The 18,370-nt window shown below is 61.7% G+C and carries 16 protein-coding genes; 1 reads left to right on the top strand and 15 read right to left on the bottom strand.

All coding sequences use genetic code 11. The features are described from left to right. Window positions 1–79 precede the first annotated feature (79 nt). The 6 genes from BLW11_RS13255 to BLW11_RS13230 all read right to left on the bottom strand — a co-directional run bounded on the left by BLW11_RS13255 (window position 80) and on the right by BLW11_RS13230 (window position 8,173). Window positions 80–2,515 carry a TonB-dependent siderophore receptor gene (locus BLW11_RS13255; protein ID WP_048358307.1) on the bottom strand — a complete coding sequence of 812 codons (2,436 nt, stop codon included), beginning with the start codon at window positions 2,513–2,515 and terminating at the stop codon, window positions 80–82. Window positions 2,516–2,616: 101 nt separating this feature from the next. After that, window positions 2,617–3,594 carry a FecR domain-containing protein gene (locus BLW11_RS13250; protein ID WP_048358308.1) on the bottom strand — a complete coding sequence of 326 codons (978 nt, stop codon included), beginning with the start codon at window positions 3,592–3,594 and terminating at the stop codon, window positions 2,617–2,619. Then, window positions 3,591–4,103 (bottom strand): sigma-70 family RNA polymerase sigma factor, encoded by a 513-nt coding sequence (locus BLW11_RS13245; protein ID WP_048358309.1) that lies wholly within the window; start codon window positions 4,101–4,103, stop codon window positions 3,591–3,593. The genes BLW11_RS13250 and BLW11_RS13245 overlap by 4 nt, the downstream gene beginning before the upstream one ends. A 149-nt stretch (window positions 4,104–4,252) precedes the next feature. Further along, a complete protein-coding gene (locus BLW11_RS13240; RefSeq protein WP_048358310.1) occupies window positions 4,253–4,999 on the bottom strand; it encodes an SDR family oxidoreductase in 747 nt (248 codons plus the stop codon). A gap of 65 nt (window positions 5,000–5,064) precedes the next feature. Continuing rightward, window positions 5,065–7,161 carry a putative bifunctional diguanylate cyclase/phosphodiesterase gene (locus BLW11_RS13235; RefSeq protein WP_048358311.1) on the bottom strand — a complete coding sequence of 699 codons (2,097 nt, stop codon included), beginning with the start codon at window positions 7,159–7,161 and terminating at the stop codon, window positions 5,065–5,067. Window positions 7,162–7,279: 118 nt separating this feature from the next. Then, complete coding sequence (locus BLW11_RS13230; protein WP_048358312.1) at window positions 7,280–8,173, bottom strand: LysR family transcriptional regulator; 894 nt, start codon at window positions 8,171–8,173, stop codon at window positions 7,280–7,282. Between the two features lie 150 nt (window positions 8,174–8,323). Here BLW11_RS13230 and BLW11_RS13225 point away from each other — a divergent pair, with 150 nt between their 5' ends. Next, window positions 8,324–9,877, top strand: coding sequence for an MFS transporter (locus BLW11_RS13225; protein WP_048358313.1), 1,554 nt, complete (start codon window positions 8,324–8,326; stop codon window positions 9,875–9,877). A gap of 11 nt (window positions 9,878–9,888) precedes the next feature. Here BLW11_RS13225 and BLW11_RS13220 read toward each other — a convergent pair whose 3' ends face one another. The 9 genes from BLW11_RS13220 to BLW11_RS13180 all read right to left on the bottom strand — a co-directional run bounded on the left by BLW11_RS13220 (window position 9,889) and on the right by BLW11_RS13180 (window position 18,160). Then, the gene (locus BLW11_RS13220; RefSeq protein ID WP_048358314.1) at window positions 9,889–11,097 is read right to left on the bottom strand and encodes an acetyl-CoA C-acyltransferase; all 1,209 of its coding nucleotides are present in this window, start codon (window positions 11,095–11,097) and stop codon (window positions 9,889–9,891) included. 9 nt (window positions 11,098–11,106) lie between these two features. Further along, a complete protein-coding gene (locus BLW11_RS13215; RefSeq protein WP_048358315.1) occupies window positions 11,107–11,577 on the bottom strand; it encodes a MaoC family dehydratase in 471 nt (156 codons plus the stop codon). Further along, the gene (locus tag BLW11_RS13210; protein ID WP_048358316.1) at window positions 11,574–12,359 is read right to left on the bottom strand and encodes an SDR family oxidoreductase; all 786 of its coding nucleotides are present in this window, start codon (window positions 12,357–12,359) and stop codon (window positions 11,574–11,576) included. Before BLW11_RS13210 ends, BLW11_RS13215 begins: the two co-directional genes overlap by 4 nt. 89 nt (window positions 12,360–12,448) lie before the next feature. Next, window positions 12,449–13,327: an SDR family oxidoreductase gene (locus BLW11_RS13205; protein WP_048358317.1), complete on the bottom strand. Its 879-nt coding sequence runs from the start codon at window positions 13,325–13,327 to the stop codon at window positions 12,449–12,451. A 10-nt stretch (window positions 13,328–13,337) separates the two neighbouring features. Continuing rightward, window positions 13,338–14,489, bottom strand: coding sequence for an acetyl-CoA C-acetyltransferase (locus tag BLW11_RS13200; RefSeq protein ID WP_048358318.1), 1,152 nt, complete (start codon window positions 14,487–14,489; stop codon window positions 13,338–13,340). Between the two features lie 3 nt (window positions 14,490–14,492). Next, window positions 14,493–15,551, bottom strand: coding sequence for an acyl-CoA dehydrogenase family protein (locus BLW11_RS13195; RefSeq protein WP_048358319.1), 1,059 nt, complete (start codon window positions 15,549–15,551; stop codon window positions 14,493–14,495). 8 nt (window positions 15,552–15,559) lie between these two features. Continuing rightward, on the bottom strand, window positions 15,560–16,714 hold the full coding sequence (locus BLW11_RS13190) for an acyl-CoA dehydrogenase family protein (protein WP_048358320.1): 1,155 nt from the start codon (window positions 16,712–16,714) through the stop codon (window positions 15,560–15,562). A gap of 10 nt (window positions 16,715–16,724) precedes the next feature. Further along, on the bottom strand, window positions 16,725–17,489 hold the full coding sequence (locus tag BLW11_RS13185; protein ID WP_048358321.1) for an enoyl-CoA hydratase family protein: 765 nt from the start codon (window positions 17,487–17,489) through the stop codon (window positions 16,725–16,727). Window positions 17,490–17,620: 131 nt separating this feature from the next. Continuing rightward, the gene (locus BLW11_RS13180; protein WP_048358322.1) at window positions 17,621–18,160 is read right to left on the bottom strand and encodes a PadR family transcriptional regulator; all 540 of its coding nucleotides are present in this window, start codon (window positions 18,158–18,160) and stop codon (window positions 17,621–17,623) included. Between the last annotated feature and the right edge of the window lie 210 nt (window positions 18,161–18,370).

Below are 18,370 nucleotides of genomic sequence, written 5' to 3'. Positions count from 1 at the left end.
CGTCTGCATTTGCGATCGCTTCGCGACCGGTCGCAGCCTCGCTTCGCTCCTCAGCGGCTACGGGTCGATTGCAGTGGCATCACCAATCGTATTTGACTTCCAGCGCTGCCGTTCTTTGCTGCCCGTAATAACAGCCAAAGCTGTAGTTGCACGAGGACACGTACTCGCGATCAAACAGGTTCTGCACGTTCAGTTGGGTACTGACCCCTTTGAAGCTCGGGTCCAGGGCTGCCAGGTCGTAGCTGAGCGTGGCGTCGTACACGACAAATGACGGGGTCTTGAAGGTGTTGGCCGAGTCGCCGAAGTTTTTGCCCGTGTAACGCGCACCGCCACCGAGGGTCACGCCCTTCAGCGCTTGCGCAGTGAAGTGATAGTCCGCCCACACACTGGCTGCCCACGGTGCTTGTGCCTCACTGCGGTTGCCTTCGTTGCCGTAGTTGGATTTGCTGTAGAACACGTCCAGGTAAGACAGCGAGGCAATCAGGTCAATATCGCCCAAGCGGCTTTTGCCCTCCAGCTCTATCCCCCGCGAGCTGACCTCGCCTTCCTGGACTTGATACTCCAGATACTCCAGGTCGCCGGTCAGGACGTTTTGCTGCTTGATCTCAAACACCGAGGCCGTGAGCAAGGTCGTATCATTCGGCTGGTACTTGACCCCCACTTCGTATTGCTTGCCGGTCATGGGCGCAAACGCCTTGCCTCCGCGGGCCGGCGCGCTGGTGCCCACCGAGGGCAGGAACGATTCGGTGTAGCTGATATACGGTGCCAGACCGAACGAAGTGACATAGGTCAGGCCCACACGCCCGGTGAACTTGTTGTCGTTCTGCGTCTCCCGCGAATGGGCGAGCAAGTCATTGTTTTCAACTTTCGCCCAATCCTGGCGACCGCCAATGGTCAGGATAAAGTTGTCGAGCTTGATCTGGTCCTGCACATAAAAACCGGTTTGCTTGACCCGGTTATCCCATTTTGTGGTCAGGGTCGGCACACCCGTGGTGCGATAGTTGCTCGGGTTGTAGAGGTCGATGACCTCGCTGCCACTCAGGTTGTAGCCCTGGTATTTGCGAATGAAGCTTCGGTAGTCCAGGCCCACCAGCAAGGTGTGCTGCAACGGCCCGGTGACGAAGTCGCTTTGCAGGTGGTTATCGAAGCTGTACGAGCTGTTCTGCTGGCGCCAGTCGAGCTTGGTGCGGCTGGCGTGGGTGTCGGTCGCGCCGTCCGGGGCCGTGACAAAGCGGTTCAGGTAAAACCCCTTGTAGCGGTCGTCGACGTCGATGTAGCTCAGGCTCTGGCGATAGGTCATGGTCTCGTTGAAAGCATGGGTGAACTGATAGCCCAGCACATATTGGTCGCGCTTGTAGTCATTCCATTTCGAGTCGCCCAAAAACGTGTCGCGATCAATCTTGTTGCCCCGGGAGTTGCGGTACAGGCTGCCCACGGCAGGCAAGGCCTGGTAATCGGCCAGGGCATCATCGCGTTGCAATTGCGCGTACAACGTCAGTTCGGTGTCGTCATCGGGTGCCCAGGTGAAGCTGGGGGCCAGCAGCATGCGCGAGTCTTCGGTGTAATCCACTTGTTCGCTGCCGGTGTTGCCGACACCGATCAGGCGATAGCCAAGGGTTTTGGCATCGTCCAGTGGCCCGGTGAAATCAAAGCCCAGGTTGTAGCGGTCAAAACTGCCGGTGCCGACCTTGATCTCATGCCGGGCCTGCATGCTCGGACGCTTGGACACCATGTTGATCATGCCCCCCGGCTGGTTCTGGCCATACAGCACCGAGGACGGCCCCTTGAGCACTTCGATGCGTTCCAGGGTGTACGGATCGATTTGCGGTGTGCCGCCCAGGCTGCCCGCCGACGGCAGATACGCGCCATCGAGGTAGAGCAGGGTCGGTGCAAACCCGCGGCTGGTGATTTCGTCCGCGATGGTGTTGCGATCGGTGTAACCATTGGTACTCAGGCCCGGCGTATACCGCAGCGCCTGGGTCAGGTCGCGCGCGCCCTGCACCTCCACTTGATCGGTGGTCACCACGTTAATGGTTTGCGGGATTTCCAGGATCGGCGTATCGGTTTTGGTCGCCGTCGCCGAACGGGTAGCGACAAAACCGTCAACATGACCACGGCCATCTTCGGCCACAAGCGCCGAAACCGTGGTCGCCCCCAGGTTCAACGCGCCCGCTTCGGCCTGCGGGTAAACACTCAAAGCCCCGCTGTCTGTCACGCTCAGGCCCAGGCCACAGCCCACCAGCGCGCGCTCGGCCGCCTGTTGCGGGGTGTACATGCCGTTTACCGCAGCGCTGGTTTTGCCCTGCAACAAGGCCGGCGCAACGGACAGGGTCAGGTTACTGTCACGGGCGATCCGGCTCAGGGTCACACCCAAAGGCGCAGGCGGCAGATCAAAAAAACGGACGGCCCCCTGGTCAGCGTGCATCGCCTCGGCCACCGCGCTTGGCAGGTGGCCGGCAATGCCCAGGGTGATTGTCAGTGCCAGCAGGCAGGGTTTAAGCGGGGCGTACGGCATGGGGCGTCCTTTCTCGTTGCACGGTAGGCAGTTGTAACCTTGACCAACGAGCAAGGGTTTCCCCTCAGACTATTTGTAATTAATTCGCATTCATTGAATTTTTACCGACGTACATCGATCAGCGTCAGCCAGGGGCCGTAACGCGTGACCTTGATCGGCAAGGTCTGCGCCAGTGCACTCAAGGTTTGAGGGGTGTTGTCCAGCGGGAACACGCCGAACACCCGCACTTTGGCGGCTTCGGGGCTGATGCGCAGCACACCGCTCTGGTACGGTCGCAGCGCGTCGACAAGGGCTTGCAACGGCTCATCATGCAACTCGACCCGGCCCTGCAGCCAATCGGTCTGGCTGCGCGAGGTCGGGATTTGCGGGTCAATCTGACTGGCCGTGAAAGACACCGCCTGGCCGGTGTCTATACGCCGTTGCTGGCCGCCCAGGGTATCGAGTTGCACGCTGTGTTGTTGCACGCTGGCCAGGCTTTCTTCAGCTCCCTGGCGCACCATAAAGCGCGTCCCCAGTGCCTGAACCTGGCCCTGGGCGGTGGTGACCACAAACGGGCGCCCGGGATCGACGGCCACATCCACTTGCAACTCGCCTTCGCGCAAATGCACACGCCGCTGGCCGTGGCTGAACTGGATATCTACCGCGCTGCGGGCGTTGAGCGTCAGAAGGCTGCCATCGTCCAGCTGGATGGTTTTGCGCTCACCGGTGCCGGTGTGCTGGTCGGCCATCAGGCCTGCCAGTGGGGTAACGCGGTCAACCAGCCCCGCCGCCCCCAGCCCGAGCAGCAACAGTAACAAGCCGCCCTGCAGGGCCTTTTTGCGCGAACCTGAAGTGCCGCCCAGCAGTGCCCGGCGTGCCGCCTGCAATTGCCCCGGGCTGCGCCGCTCGACCGATTGCAGGTCGGCCATCGGGGCTTTCAGCACCCCGGCCACGCGCTGCCATGCGGCCATGTGGTCGGGGTTTTCAACCAGCCAGGCTTTGAACACCTGACGCTCCGAAGGGCAGGCATCCCCGGACTCAAGGCGCAGCATCCAGTCAATGGCTGCACGGGTGATCGGATCGACCTTGGCGGTACTCATAGGGGCTGCACTCTGTGTGTCAGGCAGTGAACGAAGGCGCGGCGCAAATCGCGTTCCACCGTCGCCAGCGAAACCCCCAAAAGGTCAGCGATGGCCTGCTGGGGCATGCCTTCGAGGCGATTGAGCAAAAAGGCCCGCTTAACGCGTGACGGCAATCCTTCGAGCGCGTGATCGATGGCTTCAATTGCCTCGCGCACCAGGGCAATGTCTTCGGCAGAAGGTGCATGGGCGGTTGGCAAATCGGCCAACTGGTCCAGATAGGATTGTTCCAGCTTGCGCCGACGCCACAGCGAACACAGCAGACGGCGGGCAACGGTGCTCAAATAGGCGCGGGGTTCCTGGATGCGGTCCAGTTGCCGGGCATCATAGGCGCGCAGAAAGGTGTCCTGGGTCAGATCGGCCGCATCCTGCGGGCAACGCACCTGTCGCGACAGCCAGCCGCGCAACCACGCATGATTGTCCTGATACAGGCTGGCAAGCAGGCTTTTGGGATCCACAGGAGTAGGCACGATAGATAACCGGACTTAAATAGCAATAAGTCGCATTATCGTCGGATCAAGCGTAAAAGCAAGCAATGTGGGAGCGAGCCTGCTCGCGAAGATCATTCGCGAGCAGGCTCGCTCCCACGGCCAGAGTGTCTAAGGGAGATAGTGGGGGCTTACCGCCCGCCGCCCAGATCCAGAAAGGTGCCGGTGGTATACGAGGCCTTGTCCGACAGCAGCCAGATAATCGCTTCGGCCACTTCTTCCGGACGCCCGCCACGGCCCATCGGGATGATCGGTTCAAGTTTGCTGACCCGCCCGGGGTCGCCGCTCAAGGCGTGGAAGTCGGTAAAAATGTAGCCCGGGCGCACCGCATTGACCCGGATACCTTCGCCCGCCAGTTCCTTGGACAAGCCCAGGGTGAAGGTATCCACTGCGCCCTTGGAGGCGGCGTAGTCGACATACTCGCCGGGCGAGCCCAGACGGGACGCCACCGACGACACGTTGACGATATTGCCACCCTGCCCGCCGTAACGTGGCGACATGCGCAGCACGGCATGCTTGGCGCACAGGATGGGGCCCAGCACGTTGGTTTTCAGCGTGTGCATGATGCGCAGCTCGGACAGCTCGTCCACCCGTGACTTGAGGCCCACGGTGCCGGCGTTGTTGACCAGCGCCGTGACCGGGCCCAACTGCTCGTCAACCTCGATGAACAGACGGACGATTTCCTCTTCGTCGCTCACATCGGCACGCACGGCGATGGCCTGCGCGCCCAGAGCGCGGACTTGTGCCAGCACCTCATGGGCCGCGGCATCGTCGGCCAGGTAGTTGATGCAGATCCGATATCCCTGCTGCGCCGCCAGCACGGCAGTGGCGGCACCGATGCCACGACTGCCACCGGTGATCACGATGACTTTATCCATAAACACGCGCTCCCCTTCAACGATCCAAGTCTGGCGGCCAGAATAACCGCGAAGGACCAGTCTTGTCAGGTCGGTATCGGGTTGCGATCCGTGCAGGGCTCGGCGCGATGGATATCGTGCATGAACTGCTCGGCAGGCAGAGGCTGGCCCAGCAGAAAACCTTGCAGGGCATCACAGCCCAACGTGGTCAGAAAGCTTTGCTGGGTATCTGTTTCGACCCCTTCGGCCACAATCCGCAGCCCCAGTGCCTGACCCAGCGCCACAATCGCCGAGACGATCGCCGCATCGTCGCTGTCATGCTCCAGATCACGCACAAAACCACGGTCGATTTTCAGCTCGTTGGCCGGCAGGCGCTTGAGGTACATCAGGCTGGAATAGCCGGTGCCGAAGTCATCAATGGACAGGTCCACGCCCATCTGCGACAGGCGTTGCAGCACCACCATGCTCGCATCGGCATCGTTCATGGCGGTGGTTTCGGTGATTTCCAGGGTCAGGCTGTTGGCGGGTAAACGGTGGCGCTCCAGGGCCGCGACAACGCTGTCAACCAACCCCGAATAGCAGAACTGCAAGGCCGACAGGTTGACCGCGATGCGCCAGTGGCTATAGCCCTCATCGAACCAGACACGCATCTGGCGGCACGCTTCGTTGAGCACCCAATCGCCGATGGGGATGATCAGGCCGGTCTTCTCCGCCATGTCGATAAAGTCTTCCGGCAACAATAAACCCTGCTGCGGATGCTCCCAGCGCAACAGGGCTTCGGCACCCACCGGCTGGTTGTTGCTGGCGTCGAACTTGGGCTGGTAGAACAAGCGAAACTGTTGCAGTTCCAGTGCCTGACGCAAGTCTTGCAACAGCTGCAATTGCTTGCGGGCGTTGGTGTTCATCGACGCATCGAAAAAGCTGTAGCCGTTTTTGCCCGCGCCCTTGGCGTGGTACATGGCCGCATCGGCATTCATCAGCAACTCTTCGGCGGTCTGGCCGTTGCCGGGGTACAGCGCGATACCGACACTCGCAGAAATCAGCAGGTCATGGTCGTCCACCCGGAACGCCTTGGACAGCAGGCCGACCTGGCGCGCCGCCACTTGCGGTGCATCGTCCGGCTCAAGCAAGCGCACCAGCAGCACAAACTCGTCGCCACCAATGCGCGCCAGGGTGTCCTGACTGCGCAACTGCTCGCGCAGACGCAAGGCCACCTCACGCAGCAAGCGGTCGCCCAGGTGATGGCCGAAGGCGTCATTCACCGGTTTGAAGCCGTCCAGATCGATAAACATCAACGAGAAACACCCGCCTTGCTCGTGCACTTTGCTCATCGCCTGAGCGATGCGGTCTGCCAGCAAAATCCGGTTGGGCAACCCGGTCAGGGTGTCGTGCAGCGCCAGTTGTGTCAGCTCTTCATTGGCCAGGGTCAGTGAGTCCGCCAGGGCCGAGGTGCGGGCATCCAGTCGGGCATCGAAAACCGAGGTCAGCAACGCAATGACCAGCACCGCCAGGCTGGACACCAGCACCAGGTTATCCAGGCCATTGCCACTCAAGCCGTCCACGGCAGCACCGCAAAAACTGCCAACGGGGAAGTTGGCCGCCGCCATGCCGGTGTAGTGCATGCCGACAATCGCCAGGCCCATGATGACCGCAGCCCCGCCCCGCGCCAGACGGACGTAAGGGGTTTGCCGGCGCAGATGGAAGGCGATCGACAGCGCAGCAGCCGAAGCCCCAACGGCTATCAGCAAGGACAGACCAAACAGCGTCGGGTCGTAATCGATCCCCGGCTGCATGCGCAACGCAGCCATGCCGCTGTAGTGCATGGCACTGATGCCCGCGCCCATGATCAAGGCGCCGAACAATAGCTGCAGCCAAGGCAGGCGCGGCTGGCTCACCAGCCACAAGGCAAAGCCTGACGACAAAATGGCCACCAGCAACGACCACAGGGTCAGCCCCAGGTCGTAACCCAGTGCCAGCGGCAGCTCCAGCGCAAGCATCCCGATAAAGTGCATCGACCACACCCCAAACCCCATAGCCAGGGCGCCGCCGCCGATCCACAGGTACACGGTCCGGCCTCGCGCCGTGGCGATACGCCCGCTCAGATCAAGGGCGGTGTATGACGCCAGAATCGCAACACACAGGGAAATAAAAACCAGCGAGGGAGAGTAACTTGCAGAAACCATGGGTCTTCTCGTGAGCGTGTGCCGAACAGCATCCATGCCCGGTAAAAAGTGCGCGATTGTACTGCTTCCCGGCTTTAACGCACGTATATGGCCGACTAAATGCTGCAGTCTTTCAGCACTATTTCGCGTCCAGCCCGGCTGTACGCGCATCACGTTTGACCTGCTCGATGTAACGGGTCACAACGGCTGACTTTTCAAATCGGCGGTAGATCAAGGACAACCACGACTGCGCCTCGCAGCCCTCGATCGGGCGGTAGAGCACATTGGGCAGACTGATATGCCCCACCACCGACGCCGGCACCACCGCCACCCCCTGACGCAGCGAAACCAGCGCAATCACCGCCACCAGCCCGCCGGGCTGGGCCCCCAGTTTCGGAGCGTAGCCCCCTTGGGCCGCTACGTGCAGCGTGCCGCTGATTTGCTCGGGGAGGATAAAGGTCTCGTTTTGCAAATGCCCGGGGCTGATGTTCTTGAGGCGCGCCAGCCAGGTATCAGCGGCCAGCGCCAGTACAAAGCCCTCCGCATTCAGCCGAATTGCCTCCAGCCCCTCGGGCAGCGTCATGGGTGAGCGCACATAGCCCAAGTCGAACCGACCTTCAACGATCCGCTCCGGCAAACTGGCCATCGACGCTTCACGCACATTCAGACTGACTTCGGCATAGTCGCTGGCAAACGCCTGCACCTGGCGCTGCAACACCCCCGAATACACCGCCGAAGCGACGTAACCCAACTCGATGTGCCCTGTCTCACCGCGCCCGGCGCGCTGGGCATTGCGTTGCGCCAGCTCGAACTGGCGCACCGTGGCTTCGGCATCGGGCAACAACGCCAGCCCCGCTTCGGTCAAGCGTACTTGCCTTTGCTCGCGCACAAACAGGCGCACCCCCAGGGCGTGCTCAAGGTCCTGGATTTGCCGAGTCAGGGTCGGTGGCGCAATCCCCAGTGTTTCAGCCGCGCGGGTAAAATTGCGTTGCTGGGCAACGGCCAGAAAATAACGGAAATGACGTATATCCATAGCAGCATTAGCTCAAAGGTAATGAAGTCCGGGCTGCCAGCTAACAAACCCCGGGATGTGCGGCGATACCCTGTGACCACCGTCACACTAGAGAGCCGCGAGCATGCCCGTCAAACTGATTGCCCACAAAGTAATGCGCGAGGTGCAACGATGAAAAGCGTCAGCCCGCGCCTGACCCTGCTCACCGCCAGCGGGGTGTGCTCACTCATCGTGCTCGATACCAATATTGTCGCGGTCACCCTGCCCAGCATCGCCCGTGATCTGGGGGCCAGTTTTGTCGACATCGAATGGGTGGTCAGCGCTTATATGCTGGCGTTTGCCGCCCTGCTGCTGCCGGCCGGCAGCATTGCCGACCGCTTCGGCCGCAAAAAGACCCTGCTCTGGGGCTTGAGCATTTTTATCCTTGCGTCCCTGGGCTGCGGCGCCGCGCCCACCAGCCTGCTGCTGGAAATCGCCCGTGCCGTCAAAGGCGTGGGAGCGGCCCTGCTGCTGACGAGTGCACTGGCTTCCATCGGGCACGCCTTCCACGACGAAGTGGAGCGGGCCAAGGCCTGGGCCTTCTGGGGCGCCTGCATGGGCGTGGCCATGACCGCCGCACCGACCCTTGGCGGGCTGATCACCGAGTACCTGGGCTGGCGCTGGATTTTCTACCTCAACCTGCCAGTGGGCCTGCTGCTGATGGCGCTGGTCAGGCATGCCATTGGCGAGTCCCGCGACCCGCAATCCGCACGACTCGACCCCTGGGGCAGCCTGGCTTTCAGCGCCAGTCTGCTGTGCCTGATCTGGGGCCTGATCGAGGCCAACCGCATTGGCTGGAACTATCCGCTGACCTATGCACGAGTGTGTGCCGGGGTGCTGTTGCTGGGCCTGTTTGTGCTGATCGAAGCCTTGCAGCGCCGGCCCATGATTGACCTTCAACTCTTTCGCCATCCGCGCTTTATCGGCGCTCTGCTAGGCATGTTCGCTTACGCGGGCTGTGCTCAGGTAATGATGACGCTGCTGCCGTTTTATCTGCAAAACGGCCTGGGCTTCAGCGCAGTCGCATCTGGCCTGGGGATGTTGCCGTTTGCCCTGACCATGCTGATTTGCCCGCGTATCGGCGCTCGCCTGGCGTCGCGCATCAGCCCCGCCAGCATGATGGCTGCGGGCTTGACCCTGGTGGGTTGCGGCAACCTGCTCAGCGTCTGGGCGGTGGACCATGGCAGCTATTTGAGTTTTGCGCTGACCACCGCGGTGACGGGCGCCGGGGCGGGTCTGCTCAATGGTGACACCCAGAAAAACATCATGGCCTGCGTGCCCCGTGACCGTGTGGGCATGGCGTCCGGCATGAGCACGACCATGCGCTTCAGCGCCATCGTGTTAGCCATCGGTGTGTTCGGCGCCTTGCTGGGCAGCCATACCGAGCAAAATCTGCAGGCAGCCCTGCGCCAGGACGCCGGGCAATGGCTGGAGCAGAGTCACTTTATTGCTTCGCGGGTGGTGGCCGGGGATATGCCGGGGGCACTGAGCCAACTGCCGGCGCAGGTTCAGGCGCAGGTTCAGCCGATGGCGACCCGGGCTTTTGTGGCGGGGTTTGCCGTGGTGCTGTGGGTGGCAGGCGTGCTGGGGCTGATCGGTGCGGTGCTGGTGGGGACACTGATGCGTAATCCAATCCCGCCCCAACCCTCACTCCAGCCATCCCCCGGAGGCAGAGGGCTGGGGTGAGGAACACTTCATCAATTCAGCTCGAACAACCCCGCAGCCCCCATCCCGCCGCCGATGCACATGGCAACCACGACATAACGCGCGCCACGGCGGCGGCCTTCAAGCAGGCTGTGGCCCACCATCCGCGCACCCGACATGCCGAACGGGTGACCAATGGAAATTGCCCCGCCGTTGACGTTGAGGCGGTCGTTGGGGATCTGCAGGAAATCGCGGCAGTACACCACCTGGCACGCGAACGCTTCATTGATCTCCCACAGGTCGATGTCCGAGACGGTCAGGCCGAACCGTTTGAGCAGCTTGGGAATCGCGAACACCGGGCCAATGCCCATTTCTTCCGGCGCACAACCGCTCACGGCAATCCCGCGGTACACACCCAGCGCTTCGATCCCGCGCTGCCTGGCTTCGGCACGGCTCATCAGCAACACGGCGGCAGCACCATCGGAAAACTGCGAGGCGTTGCCCGCTGTAATGAACTCGCCCTGCTGCACCCATTTGCCGTCTTTCCACACCGGCTTGAGTGCAGCCAGATCCTCAAGGGTGGTGGACGGGCGATTGCACTCGTCACGGTCGGCAATCACATCCTGATAACCGCTGGGCTTGCCTTCCTTGTCAAAGCACAGCTTGCGCGCAGCCAGCGGCACGATCTCGTCGGCAAACAGACCTTCGGCCTGGGCGGCGGCGGTACGCTGCTGGCTTTGCAGGGAATACTGGTCTTGCACTTCACGGCTGATGTTGTAACGCCGTGCCACGATCTCAGCGGTTTCGAGCATCGGGATATAGGCCGTGGGCATGCATTCAAGCACCGCCTCGGACTGAGCGCGGTACGTGTTTTTATACTTGTTCTGGGTCAGTGACAGCGACTCAACGCCACCGGCCACGGCAATCGACATTTCGCCGGTCATGATGCCTTTTGCGGCCACGCCGATACTCATCAAACCCGAGGCGCACATGCGGTCGATCGCCATGCCCGGCACCGTGTTGGGCAGGCCGCCGGTGTTGGCGCACAAGCGCCCGATGTTGTAGCCCTGGGTGCCTTGCTGGGCGGCCGCACCCATGATCACGTCTTCCACGGAACCCGGCTCGATGCCTGCTCGCTCAACCACCGCACGCACCACATGCCCGCCCAGTACCGGCGCTTCCGTGTCGTTGAACGAACCACGGAAGGACTTGGTCAGGGCCGTTCGGGCGGTGGATACGATCACTACGTCATTCAGATTCATGCTCAAGGCTCACTTCTCAAGAGGGTTGAAGGTGTAGCGGCTGATGGTGTCCACCACGCAGCCGGGGCGCTCGCTGCCCTCGATTTCGACGCTGATGCGCACCACCGCCTGCAATGCCTGGCCCAGAGCCTCGACCTGCATGATCTGGCCATGCCCGCGCACCCGCGAACCGACCTTGACCGCTGCCGGAAAGCGCACCCGGTCACTGCCGTAGTTAACGCCCATGGCCAGGTTTTCGAATTGCATCAGTTGCGGCATAAACAGATTGGCCAGGGACAGGGTCAGGTAACCGTGGGCGATGCAGGCCCCGAATGGTCCCTTGGCGGCACGTTCAGGGTCGACATGAATCCACTGGTGATCGCCCGTGGCCTCGGCAAACAGGTTGATCCGCTCCTGAGTCAGCAACAGCCAGTCAGTGCGGCCCAGGTCTTGCCCTTGTGCCGCGAGCAGCTGCCCGGCACTGCTAAATAGCGTACTCATGCCTGTTGCGAGCTGACGGGCAGCACTTCGCCGACCATGTACGAGGCGTAGTCGCTGGCCAGGAACACCATCACGTTGGCCACTTCCCACACTTCAGCCGCACGGCCAAAGGCTTCGCGACTGGTCAGTTGTTCCAGCAGTTCGCTGCTGGAGGCTTTTTTCAGGAAGTCATGCAAGGCAATGGACGGCGCCACGGCATTGATGCGCACGCCACTCTCGGCCGCTTCCAATGCACTGCAACGGGTCAGGGCCATGACGCCGGCCTTGGCGGCGGCATAATGGGCCTGCTCTTTCTGTGCGCGCCAACCCAGCACCGACGCGTTGTTGACGATGGCACCGGCGCCTCGGCGCTCCATGTGCGGAAGCATGGCGCGGGTCATGCGCATGGTGCCGGTCAGGGTGATATCCAGCACCGAAGACCATTGCTGATCGGTCATTTCGGTCAGTCGCACCTGGCCGCCAAGCCCTGCGTTATTGATCAGCACATCGACCCCGCCCAATGCGTCTTCAGCCGCGGCGACCAGCGCCTGTACATCGGCTTCGACGGTGACGTTGCACAGCTGCCCGTACACCGCCTGCAACCCGGTTTCTGCCTTGAGACGCTCGACTGCTTCTTCGAGGCGGCGCGGATGGATATCAGAAATCATCAGGGCGCGGCAGCCCTCTTCGGCGCAGCGCTTGGCGGCGGCATAACCGATCCCGGCACCGGCAGCGGCGGTGATCAAAATCGACTTGCCGGCGAGCAACTGGTGGCCGGGAACGTAAGGAGGCGCTTGTCTCATGGTTGAATTCTCTTTTTTATCTAAAATCAAAAAGCCCCTCACCCTAGCCCTCTCCCCCCGGGAAAGGGTTGGGGTGAGGGTCAGGGATATCAGCTACCCCAAACCCTTTGCGGCGCAGGTGCTTCGGCCAGAATCTGCCCCATGGCTACGCCCACTTCTTCTGGCTGCCATTGCGCACCCTTGTCGCGGGTCACGCCGGTGCGCCAGCCGTCGCCCAGGGACAGGCGCCCGCCCTGGCTTTCGATGATCTGCCCGGTCACATGGCCCGACAGTTCGCTGCCCAGCCACACCACCAGCGGTGCGACGTTTTCCGGAGCCCAGGCATCGAAGCCGCCGTCTTCGGGCTTTTTCACCACGTCCGGCATCGCGCTTTCAGTCATCGAGGTCCGCGCCGCCGGGGCCAGCGCATTAGCCGTAACGCCATAACGCGCCAGCTCTGCGGCCTGCACCAGGGTCAAGGCGGCAATCCCGCCTTTGGCGGCGCTGTAGTTGGATTGCCCCACCGAACCCTGCAGGCCCGCACCGGAGCTGGTGTTGATGATTCGAGCCGCTACCGGATGGCCGGCCTTGGCCAGGTCACGCCAGCGCTTGCCAAGGATATTGGCCAGGCAGAAATGCCCCTTGAGGTGAACGCGCATCACCGCGTCCCAGTCATCTTCGCCCAGGCTGATAAACATCCGGTCGCGCAAAATCCCCGCGTTGTTAACCAGCACATGCACTTCGCCAAACGCGGCCAGGGCGGCGTCCACAATGAGCTGTGCCGTGGCAAGGGTGGTGATGTCGTCCGCGCTGGCAATGGCCTGACCGCCCGCCTCGAGAATTTCAGCGACGACCTCTTGCGCGGCTTCACGACGAATATCGTTGACCACCACGTTGGCGCCCTGCCCGGCGAAAGCCAATGCATAGGCCCGGCCCAAACCGCCGCCGGCGCCAGTAATGATGACGGTACGTCCTGCACAAATTGCCATGTCAATGCTCCTAGAGGCGCTCAATAATCGTCACGTTGGCTTGCCCGCCGCCTTCGCACATGGTCTGCAAGCCATAACGGCCGCCGCTGAGTTCAAGCTGGTTGAGCAGGCTGGTCATCAACCGCGCACCGCTGGCCCCCAGTGGATGACCGAGGGCAATCGCGCCGCCGTTGGCATTGGTTTTGGCGGGGTCGAAATCCAGCTCCTTGGCCCAGGCCATGACCACCGAAGCGAAGGCCTCGTTGATCTCCACCAGGTCGATGTCGCGGATGCTCATGCCGGCTTTTTTCAGTGCGGCACGGGTCGCGGCAATCGGTGCGGTGAGGTGCCAGATCGGGTCGTCGCCCATCACCGACAGGTGATGAATCCGCGCCCGCGGGGTGAGGTTGTAGCGTTTGAGCGCCGCTTCCGAGACCACCAGCAATGCCGCCGAGGCATCACAGGTCTGGCTGGAAACGGCGGCGGTGATCGACGGAAACTCGGCGGACACAGGCTCCAGCTCAGCCATTTTTGCCAGGCTGGTGTGACGCGGGGTTTCGTCGTCCCATACCCCTTCGCAGGGCACGATTTCGTTGACAAAACGGCGCCCGGCAATGGCATCCAGCGCCCGACGGTGGCTTTCCAGCGCGTAGGCTTCCATCTGCTGACGGCTGATGTTCCAGTGATCGGCAATGCGCTGGGCGGCGTAGAACTGGTTCACCGGCTGATCGCCGAAACGCGCTTTCCAGCCTTTACTGCCGGAAAACGGGTCACTGAAACCCAGCGGCTGACCAGCCAGCATCGCGGAAGAAATCGGGATCTGGGTCATGGTTTGCACGCCGCCAACTGCGATCACATCCTGGGTGCCGCTCATCACGGCTTGCGCGGCAAAGTGCAGCGCCTGCTGCGAAGAGCCGCACTGTCGATCAATCGTGGTGCCGGGTACGTTCAGCGGCAAACCGGCGGCCAGCCAGCTTGTGCGGGCGATATCACCGGCCTGCGAGCCGATGGTGTCAACGCAGCCAAAAATCACGTCGTCGTATTCGTCGGCCGGGATCTGGTTGCGCTCTACCAGCGCCTTGAGCACATGGGCGCCCAGGTCGATCGCATGAACATGGGCCAGACCGCCCTTGCGCTTGCCGGTCGGAGTGCGCAGGGCATCAACAATATAGGCTTGGGGCATCAATCAATCCTCGAAGGTATGGCCAGGGCCCAAAGGCGCCGCACCGCTGAGTACATGTTCGGCCACGCGATTCTTATGCAGCGCGCGATCGCCCCAGGCGTTGTCCAGTGCCCAGGCGCGTTTCATGAACATTTGCAGGTCGACTTCCCACGTGTAGCCCATGGCGCCATGCACCTGAATGCCGTGGCGCGCGGCCAGCCAGCTGGCTTCGCAGCACGCCAGGCGGGCTTGCGACACCCACACCGAGGCGTTTTTCTCGCCGTGAGCCAGGGCGTAAGCGGCGCGGTACAGCACCGGTTTGGCAAATTCGAGCTGGGTGGCGACGTCCGCCAGGTGATGTTTGACCGCCTGAAAACTGCCGATCGGCTTGCCGAACTGCTTGCGCTGGGCGGCATAGTCCACCGACAAATCCAGCATGCGCTGGGCAAGGCCAACCAATTGCCCGGCCACCGACAGCGCGCCACGGTCCAGGGTTTGCGCCCACAAGGCGCGGCCCTGCTCACCTTGCGCCACCCGTGTGGCGGCGCAAGGTTGCCAACTGACCAGCGCCAGACGCCGCGAGGCATCGATGCTGCTGTGCCCTTGCACATCCACCTGGCTGCGCGGCACGGCGTGAACTTCATCGCCATGGGCCAGCAGCAGCAAATCCGCGTGGGCGGCATCGGCCACCAGCGGGTTCACCGGATGGCCGATGGCAATCCGCAGGCTGCCGTCGGCGATGCCTTCCAGCCATTCGCCGCGACAGGCAACGCTGTCGGGCAACCCGGCGATCAGGGCGCTGGCCACATAGGCGGTGTCGGCCAGGGAGTCCGGGATGGCGTAGTAACCCAGCTCCTGAGTCATCAGGGCCCAGGCCACATCATCCATGCCCAGGCCACCGAAGGCTTCGGGCACCGACAACGCCGTGAGGCCCTGTTCGGCAATTTTGTTACGCAGGTCCGGGGAGCGACCGACGTCGGTTTCCCAGATTTCACGGAGCATTTCCGGCGCTGCTTCGGTCATCAAGAAACGGCTGATGGCTTCGCGGAAGGTGTGCTGGTCGTCAGTAAAGGTAAAGTCCATCCCCGGCCTCACTTCGGCAGGCCGAGCATGCGCTCGGCGATGATATTGCGCTGGATCTCGTTGGTTCCGGCGTAGATGGGCCCAGCCTGGGCAAACAGGAAGCCCTCCATCCAGTCGTGGCCATCTGCCGATTTGCCGGTCAGTTCGCCGCTGGCGCCGAGGATGCGCATTGCGGTTTCATGCATGCGCAAATCCAGTTCCGACCAGATGATTTTGTTGGTGCTCGACTCGGCGCCAATCTGCGCCCCGCGGCTAAGCCGGCCCACCGTGTGGTAGGCGGACAAGGCGTACGCTTGCGCATCCATCCAGGCTTTGCACACGGCCTCACCCAGGCTAGGGTCGCGGTCGGCGCTGGCGCGGTTGGCCTGATACAGCTCGACCAATTTGCGTGCGGTGTACTGAAAGCGCGCCGGGGAACGCAGCAGCAAGCCACGCTCAAAACCGGCGGTGGCCATCGCCACGTGCCAGCCCTGCCCTTCTTCACCGATGCGGTTTTCCAGGGGGATGCGCACGTCGTCAAAAAACACTTCGGCAAACGCATCCTTGCCGTTGAGGGCCTTGATCGGGCGCACGGTCACGCCCGGTGCGTTGAGCGGCACCATCACGAACGACAGGCCGTGATGACGGCTGGACGCGGGGTCACTGCGGAACAGACCGAACAGCCAATCGGCAAAAATGGCCCGAGTCGACCAGGTCTTCTGACCGTTGAGCACATAGCCGTCGCCATCGCGGGTCGCTTTGCTGGTGATCGCGGCCATGTCCGAACCGGCATTCGGCTCGGACCAGCCCTGGGCCCACATATCGGCACTGGCGGCCATGCGTGGCAGAAAGCGTTTTTTCTGTGCTTCGGTGCCGAACTCCATCAGGGTGGGGCCAAGCAGTAACTGGCCGTTCTGATTGACCCGCATCGGTGCGCCGGCACCGTAATATTCTTCTTCGAAAATCAGCCACTCGATCAGGTCGCAACCGCGCCCGCCCAGCTCGGTGGGCCACATCACCATCGACAGGCGGCTGTCGAACAGCTTGGCTTCCCACTGGCGGTGCTGTTCAAAACCTTCGCGGGTGTCGTAGCTGGCCAGCGGTTTGTCCGGCAGGTTGGCGGCCAGCCAGTGGCGCACTTCGTGACGAAAGGCCTTTTGTTTGGGGGAGTAAGTCAGTTCCATCGTCAGCTCCTCAGAACGTGGCGTCGCGTTTTTCAACGAACGCGCGGCGCGTTTCAGCGGAGTCCGCGCTGGTGTACGCCTGGAGCGTGAAACCTTGCTCCCAGCGGTATTTGTCTTCCAGGTTGCCGTCTTCGATACCGTTCAACGCCTCTTTCGCGATGCGGATCATGTCCGGGCTTTTGCTGGCAATCTTGTGGGCGATCTGCAACGCGGTTTCGCGCAGTTGTTCGCGTGGCACTACGCGCTCGATAAAGCCGTATTGCTGGGCTTCGACCGCACCGATCTTGTCGCCGGTAAAGAACAGGTAACGGACTTTTTGCACCGGGAACAGGCGCTGTAAATGCGCACCGCCACCCATGGCGCCGCGATCAACTTCCGGCAAGGCAAACGTGGCGCAATCCGAGGCGACCACGATGTCGGCGGCACCGGTAATGCCGATCCCGCCGCCCAGAACATAACCGTGAACCGCAACGATCACCGGCACCGGGTTGCGATGCACCGCCTTGAAGGTGGCGTAGTTGCCCGCGTTGACCTTGACGATGAGCTCCGGGTGGGCGTCGAGCTCCTTGATATCGACACCGGCGCAAAAACCGCGGCCTTCGGCGCGAATCACGATCACCCGCACCTGCGGGTCCTGGCCCAGCGCTTCGAGGGTGTGCGCCAGATCCAGCCATTCCTGACTGTTGAGGGCATTGACAGGTGGCCTGTCGATCACCAGCTCAGCGACGCCTGCGTCGATACTGGTGTGAAATGCGGTATGAGTTGCGCTGTTCACAGGTGCTCCCGGGTTGGCAAAGGCATGGGGGCAGTATGGGAAGGCGCAGGGGGCGGATCATCGTCCGTTGAGACTAAAACCCGCAGGCGCTGGCAAGGCAGTGCCTGCGGGGAGCATCAAGTAAGCGCTGGCTAGCCGCTCACAATGGCTTTGGCGGTGTTATTGAGCAAATCGTGAACGCGCTGGATCTCTTTCGGGCTCCAGTGCCCCTGATGCAGTTGCAGGGCATGTCGCAGGTTGTGCATTGCCTCGTGAATCTCTGCCGGTCGATCCAGGCCACGAAGTGACCGCCTGCTGACATCAATGCGCATGTGCACACCTTTAAGCGCCACCACTTGCTGCCCGAGATAGAGATGCCCGGCCTCGGTAATGCTGTAACACTTTTTTTCGCCCTGAACCTCAACGCTCACCAACAGCCCGGCCTCGAGAAAAGCCAGTGCCGGGTAAATCACTCCCGGGCTGGGGGTATAGGCACCGTCAAATAACCCCTTGATCTGCTGAATCAAGTCATAGCCATGACGGGGTCGCTCACCAATAAACTCCAATAACAACAACTTCAAGTCACCAGATGCAAAAACCCGCGGGCTGCGCGCCATACGTTCACGGCCCGTGCATTGCGCAAAACCGGAATGCAATTTTTGATTTGCCGATTGATACAAATGATTATTCATTTTTCAAATACCCTCCATTGAAGAACAGAGCCTGAAACTTATGCCAAGCTGCAAGCCAACTCGAAAAAGCTATAACTCACTTCACTTGAAAGGTACAAACAATGCGACATAAGAAGACATATCTTAATTATCAAAAAGACATATAACCCACACAGCAAATAAAAACATAACCTTCATTTCTGCCTGCACACTTCTCAAAAAACCTGTTAA

The sequence above is a fragment of the Pseudomonas deceptionensis genome, assembly GCF_900106095.1.
Lineage (GTDB): Bacteria > Pseudomonadota > Gammaproteobacteria > Pseudomonadales > Pseudomonadaceae > Aquipseudomonas > Aquipseudomonas deceptionensis.
The sequence above is the reverse complement of the archived record's forward strand: the minus strand, read 5'-3'. Positions and strand labels throughout refer to the sequence as shown.

What these genes read in the sequence shown, in the direction of transcription:
- BLW11_RS13240 (WP_048358310.1), bottom strand. Translation starts at nt 4,999, where the DNA reads ATGGATAAAGTCATCGTGATCACCGGTGGCAGTCGTGGCATCGGTGCC.
- BLW11_RS13255 (WP_048358307.1), bottom strand. Translation starts at nt 2,515, where the DNA reads ATGCCGTACGCCCCGCTTAAACCCTGCCTGCTGGCACTGACAATCACC.
- BLW11_RS13235 (WP_048358311.1), bottom strand. Translation starts at nt 7,161, where the DNA reads ATGGTTTCTGCAAGTTACTCTCCCTCGCTGGTTTTTATTTCCCTGTGT.
- BLW11_RS13205 (WP_048358317.1), bottom strand. Translation starts at nt 13,327, where the DNA reads ATGGCAATTTGTGCAGGACGTACCGTCATCATTACTGGCGCCGGCGGC.
- BLW11_RS13195 (WP_048358319.1), bottom strand. Translation starts at nt 15,551, where the DNA reads ATGGACTTTACCTTTACTGACGACCAGCACACCTTCCGCGAAGCCATC.
- BLW11_RS13190 (WP_048358320.1), bottom strand. Translation starts at nt 16,714, where the DNA reads ATGGAACTGACTTACTCCCCCAAACAAAAGGCCTTTCGTCACGAAGTG.
- BLW11_RS13220 (WP_048358314.1), bottom strand. Translation starts at nt 11,097, where the DNA reads ATGAATCTGAATGACGTAGTGATCGTATCCACCGCCCGAACGGCCCTG.
- BLW11_RS13230 (WP_048358312.1), bottom strand. Translation starts at nt 8,173, where the DNA reads ATGGATATACGTCATTTCCGTTATTTTCTGGCCGTTGCCCAGCAACGC.
- BLW11_RS13250 (WP_048358308.1), bottom strand. Translation starts at nt 3,594, where the DNA reads ATGAGTACCGCCAAGGTCGATCCGATCACCCGTGCAGCCATTGACTGG.
- BLW11_RS13215 (WP_048358315.1), bottom strand. Translation starts at nt 11,577, where the DNA reads ATGAGTACGCTATTTAGCAGTGCCGGGCAGCTGCTCGCGGCACAAGGG.
- BLW11_RS13210 (WP_048358316.1), bottom strand. Translation starts at nt 12,359, where the DNA reads ATGAGACAAGCGCCTCCTTACGTTCCCGGCCACCAGTTGCTCGCCGGC.
- BLW11_RS13200 (WP_048358318.1), bottom strand. Translation starts at nt 14,489, where the DNA reads ATGCCCCAAGCCTATATTGTTGATGCCCTGCGCACTCCGACCGGCAAG.
- BLW11_RS13180 (WP_048358322.1), bottom strand. Translation starts at nt 18,160, where the DNA reads ATGAATAATCATTTGTATCAATCGGCAAATCAAAAATTGCATTCCGGT.
- BLW11_RS13225 (WP_048358313.1), top strand. Translation starts at nt 8,324, where the DNA reads ATGAAAAGCGTCAGCCCGCGCCTGACCCTGCTCACCGCCAGCGGGGTG.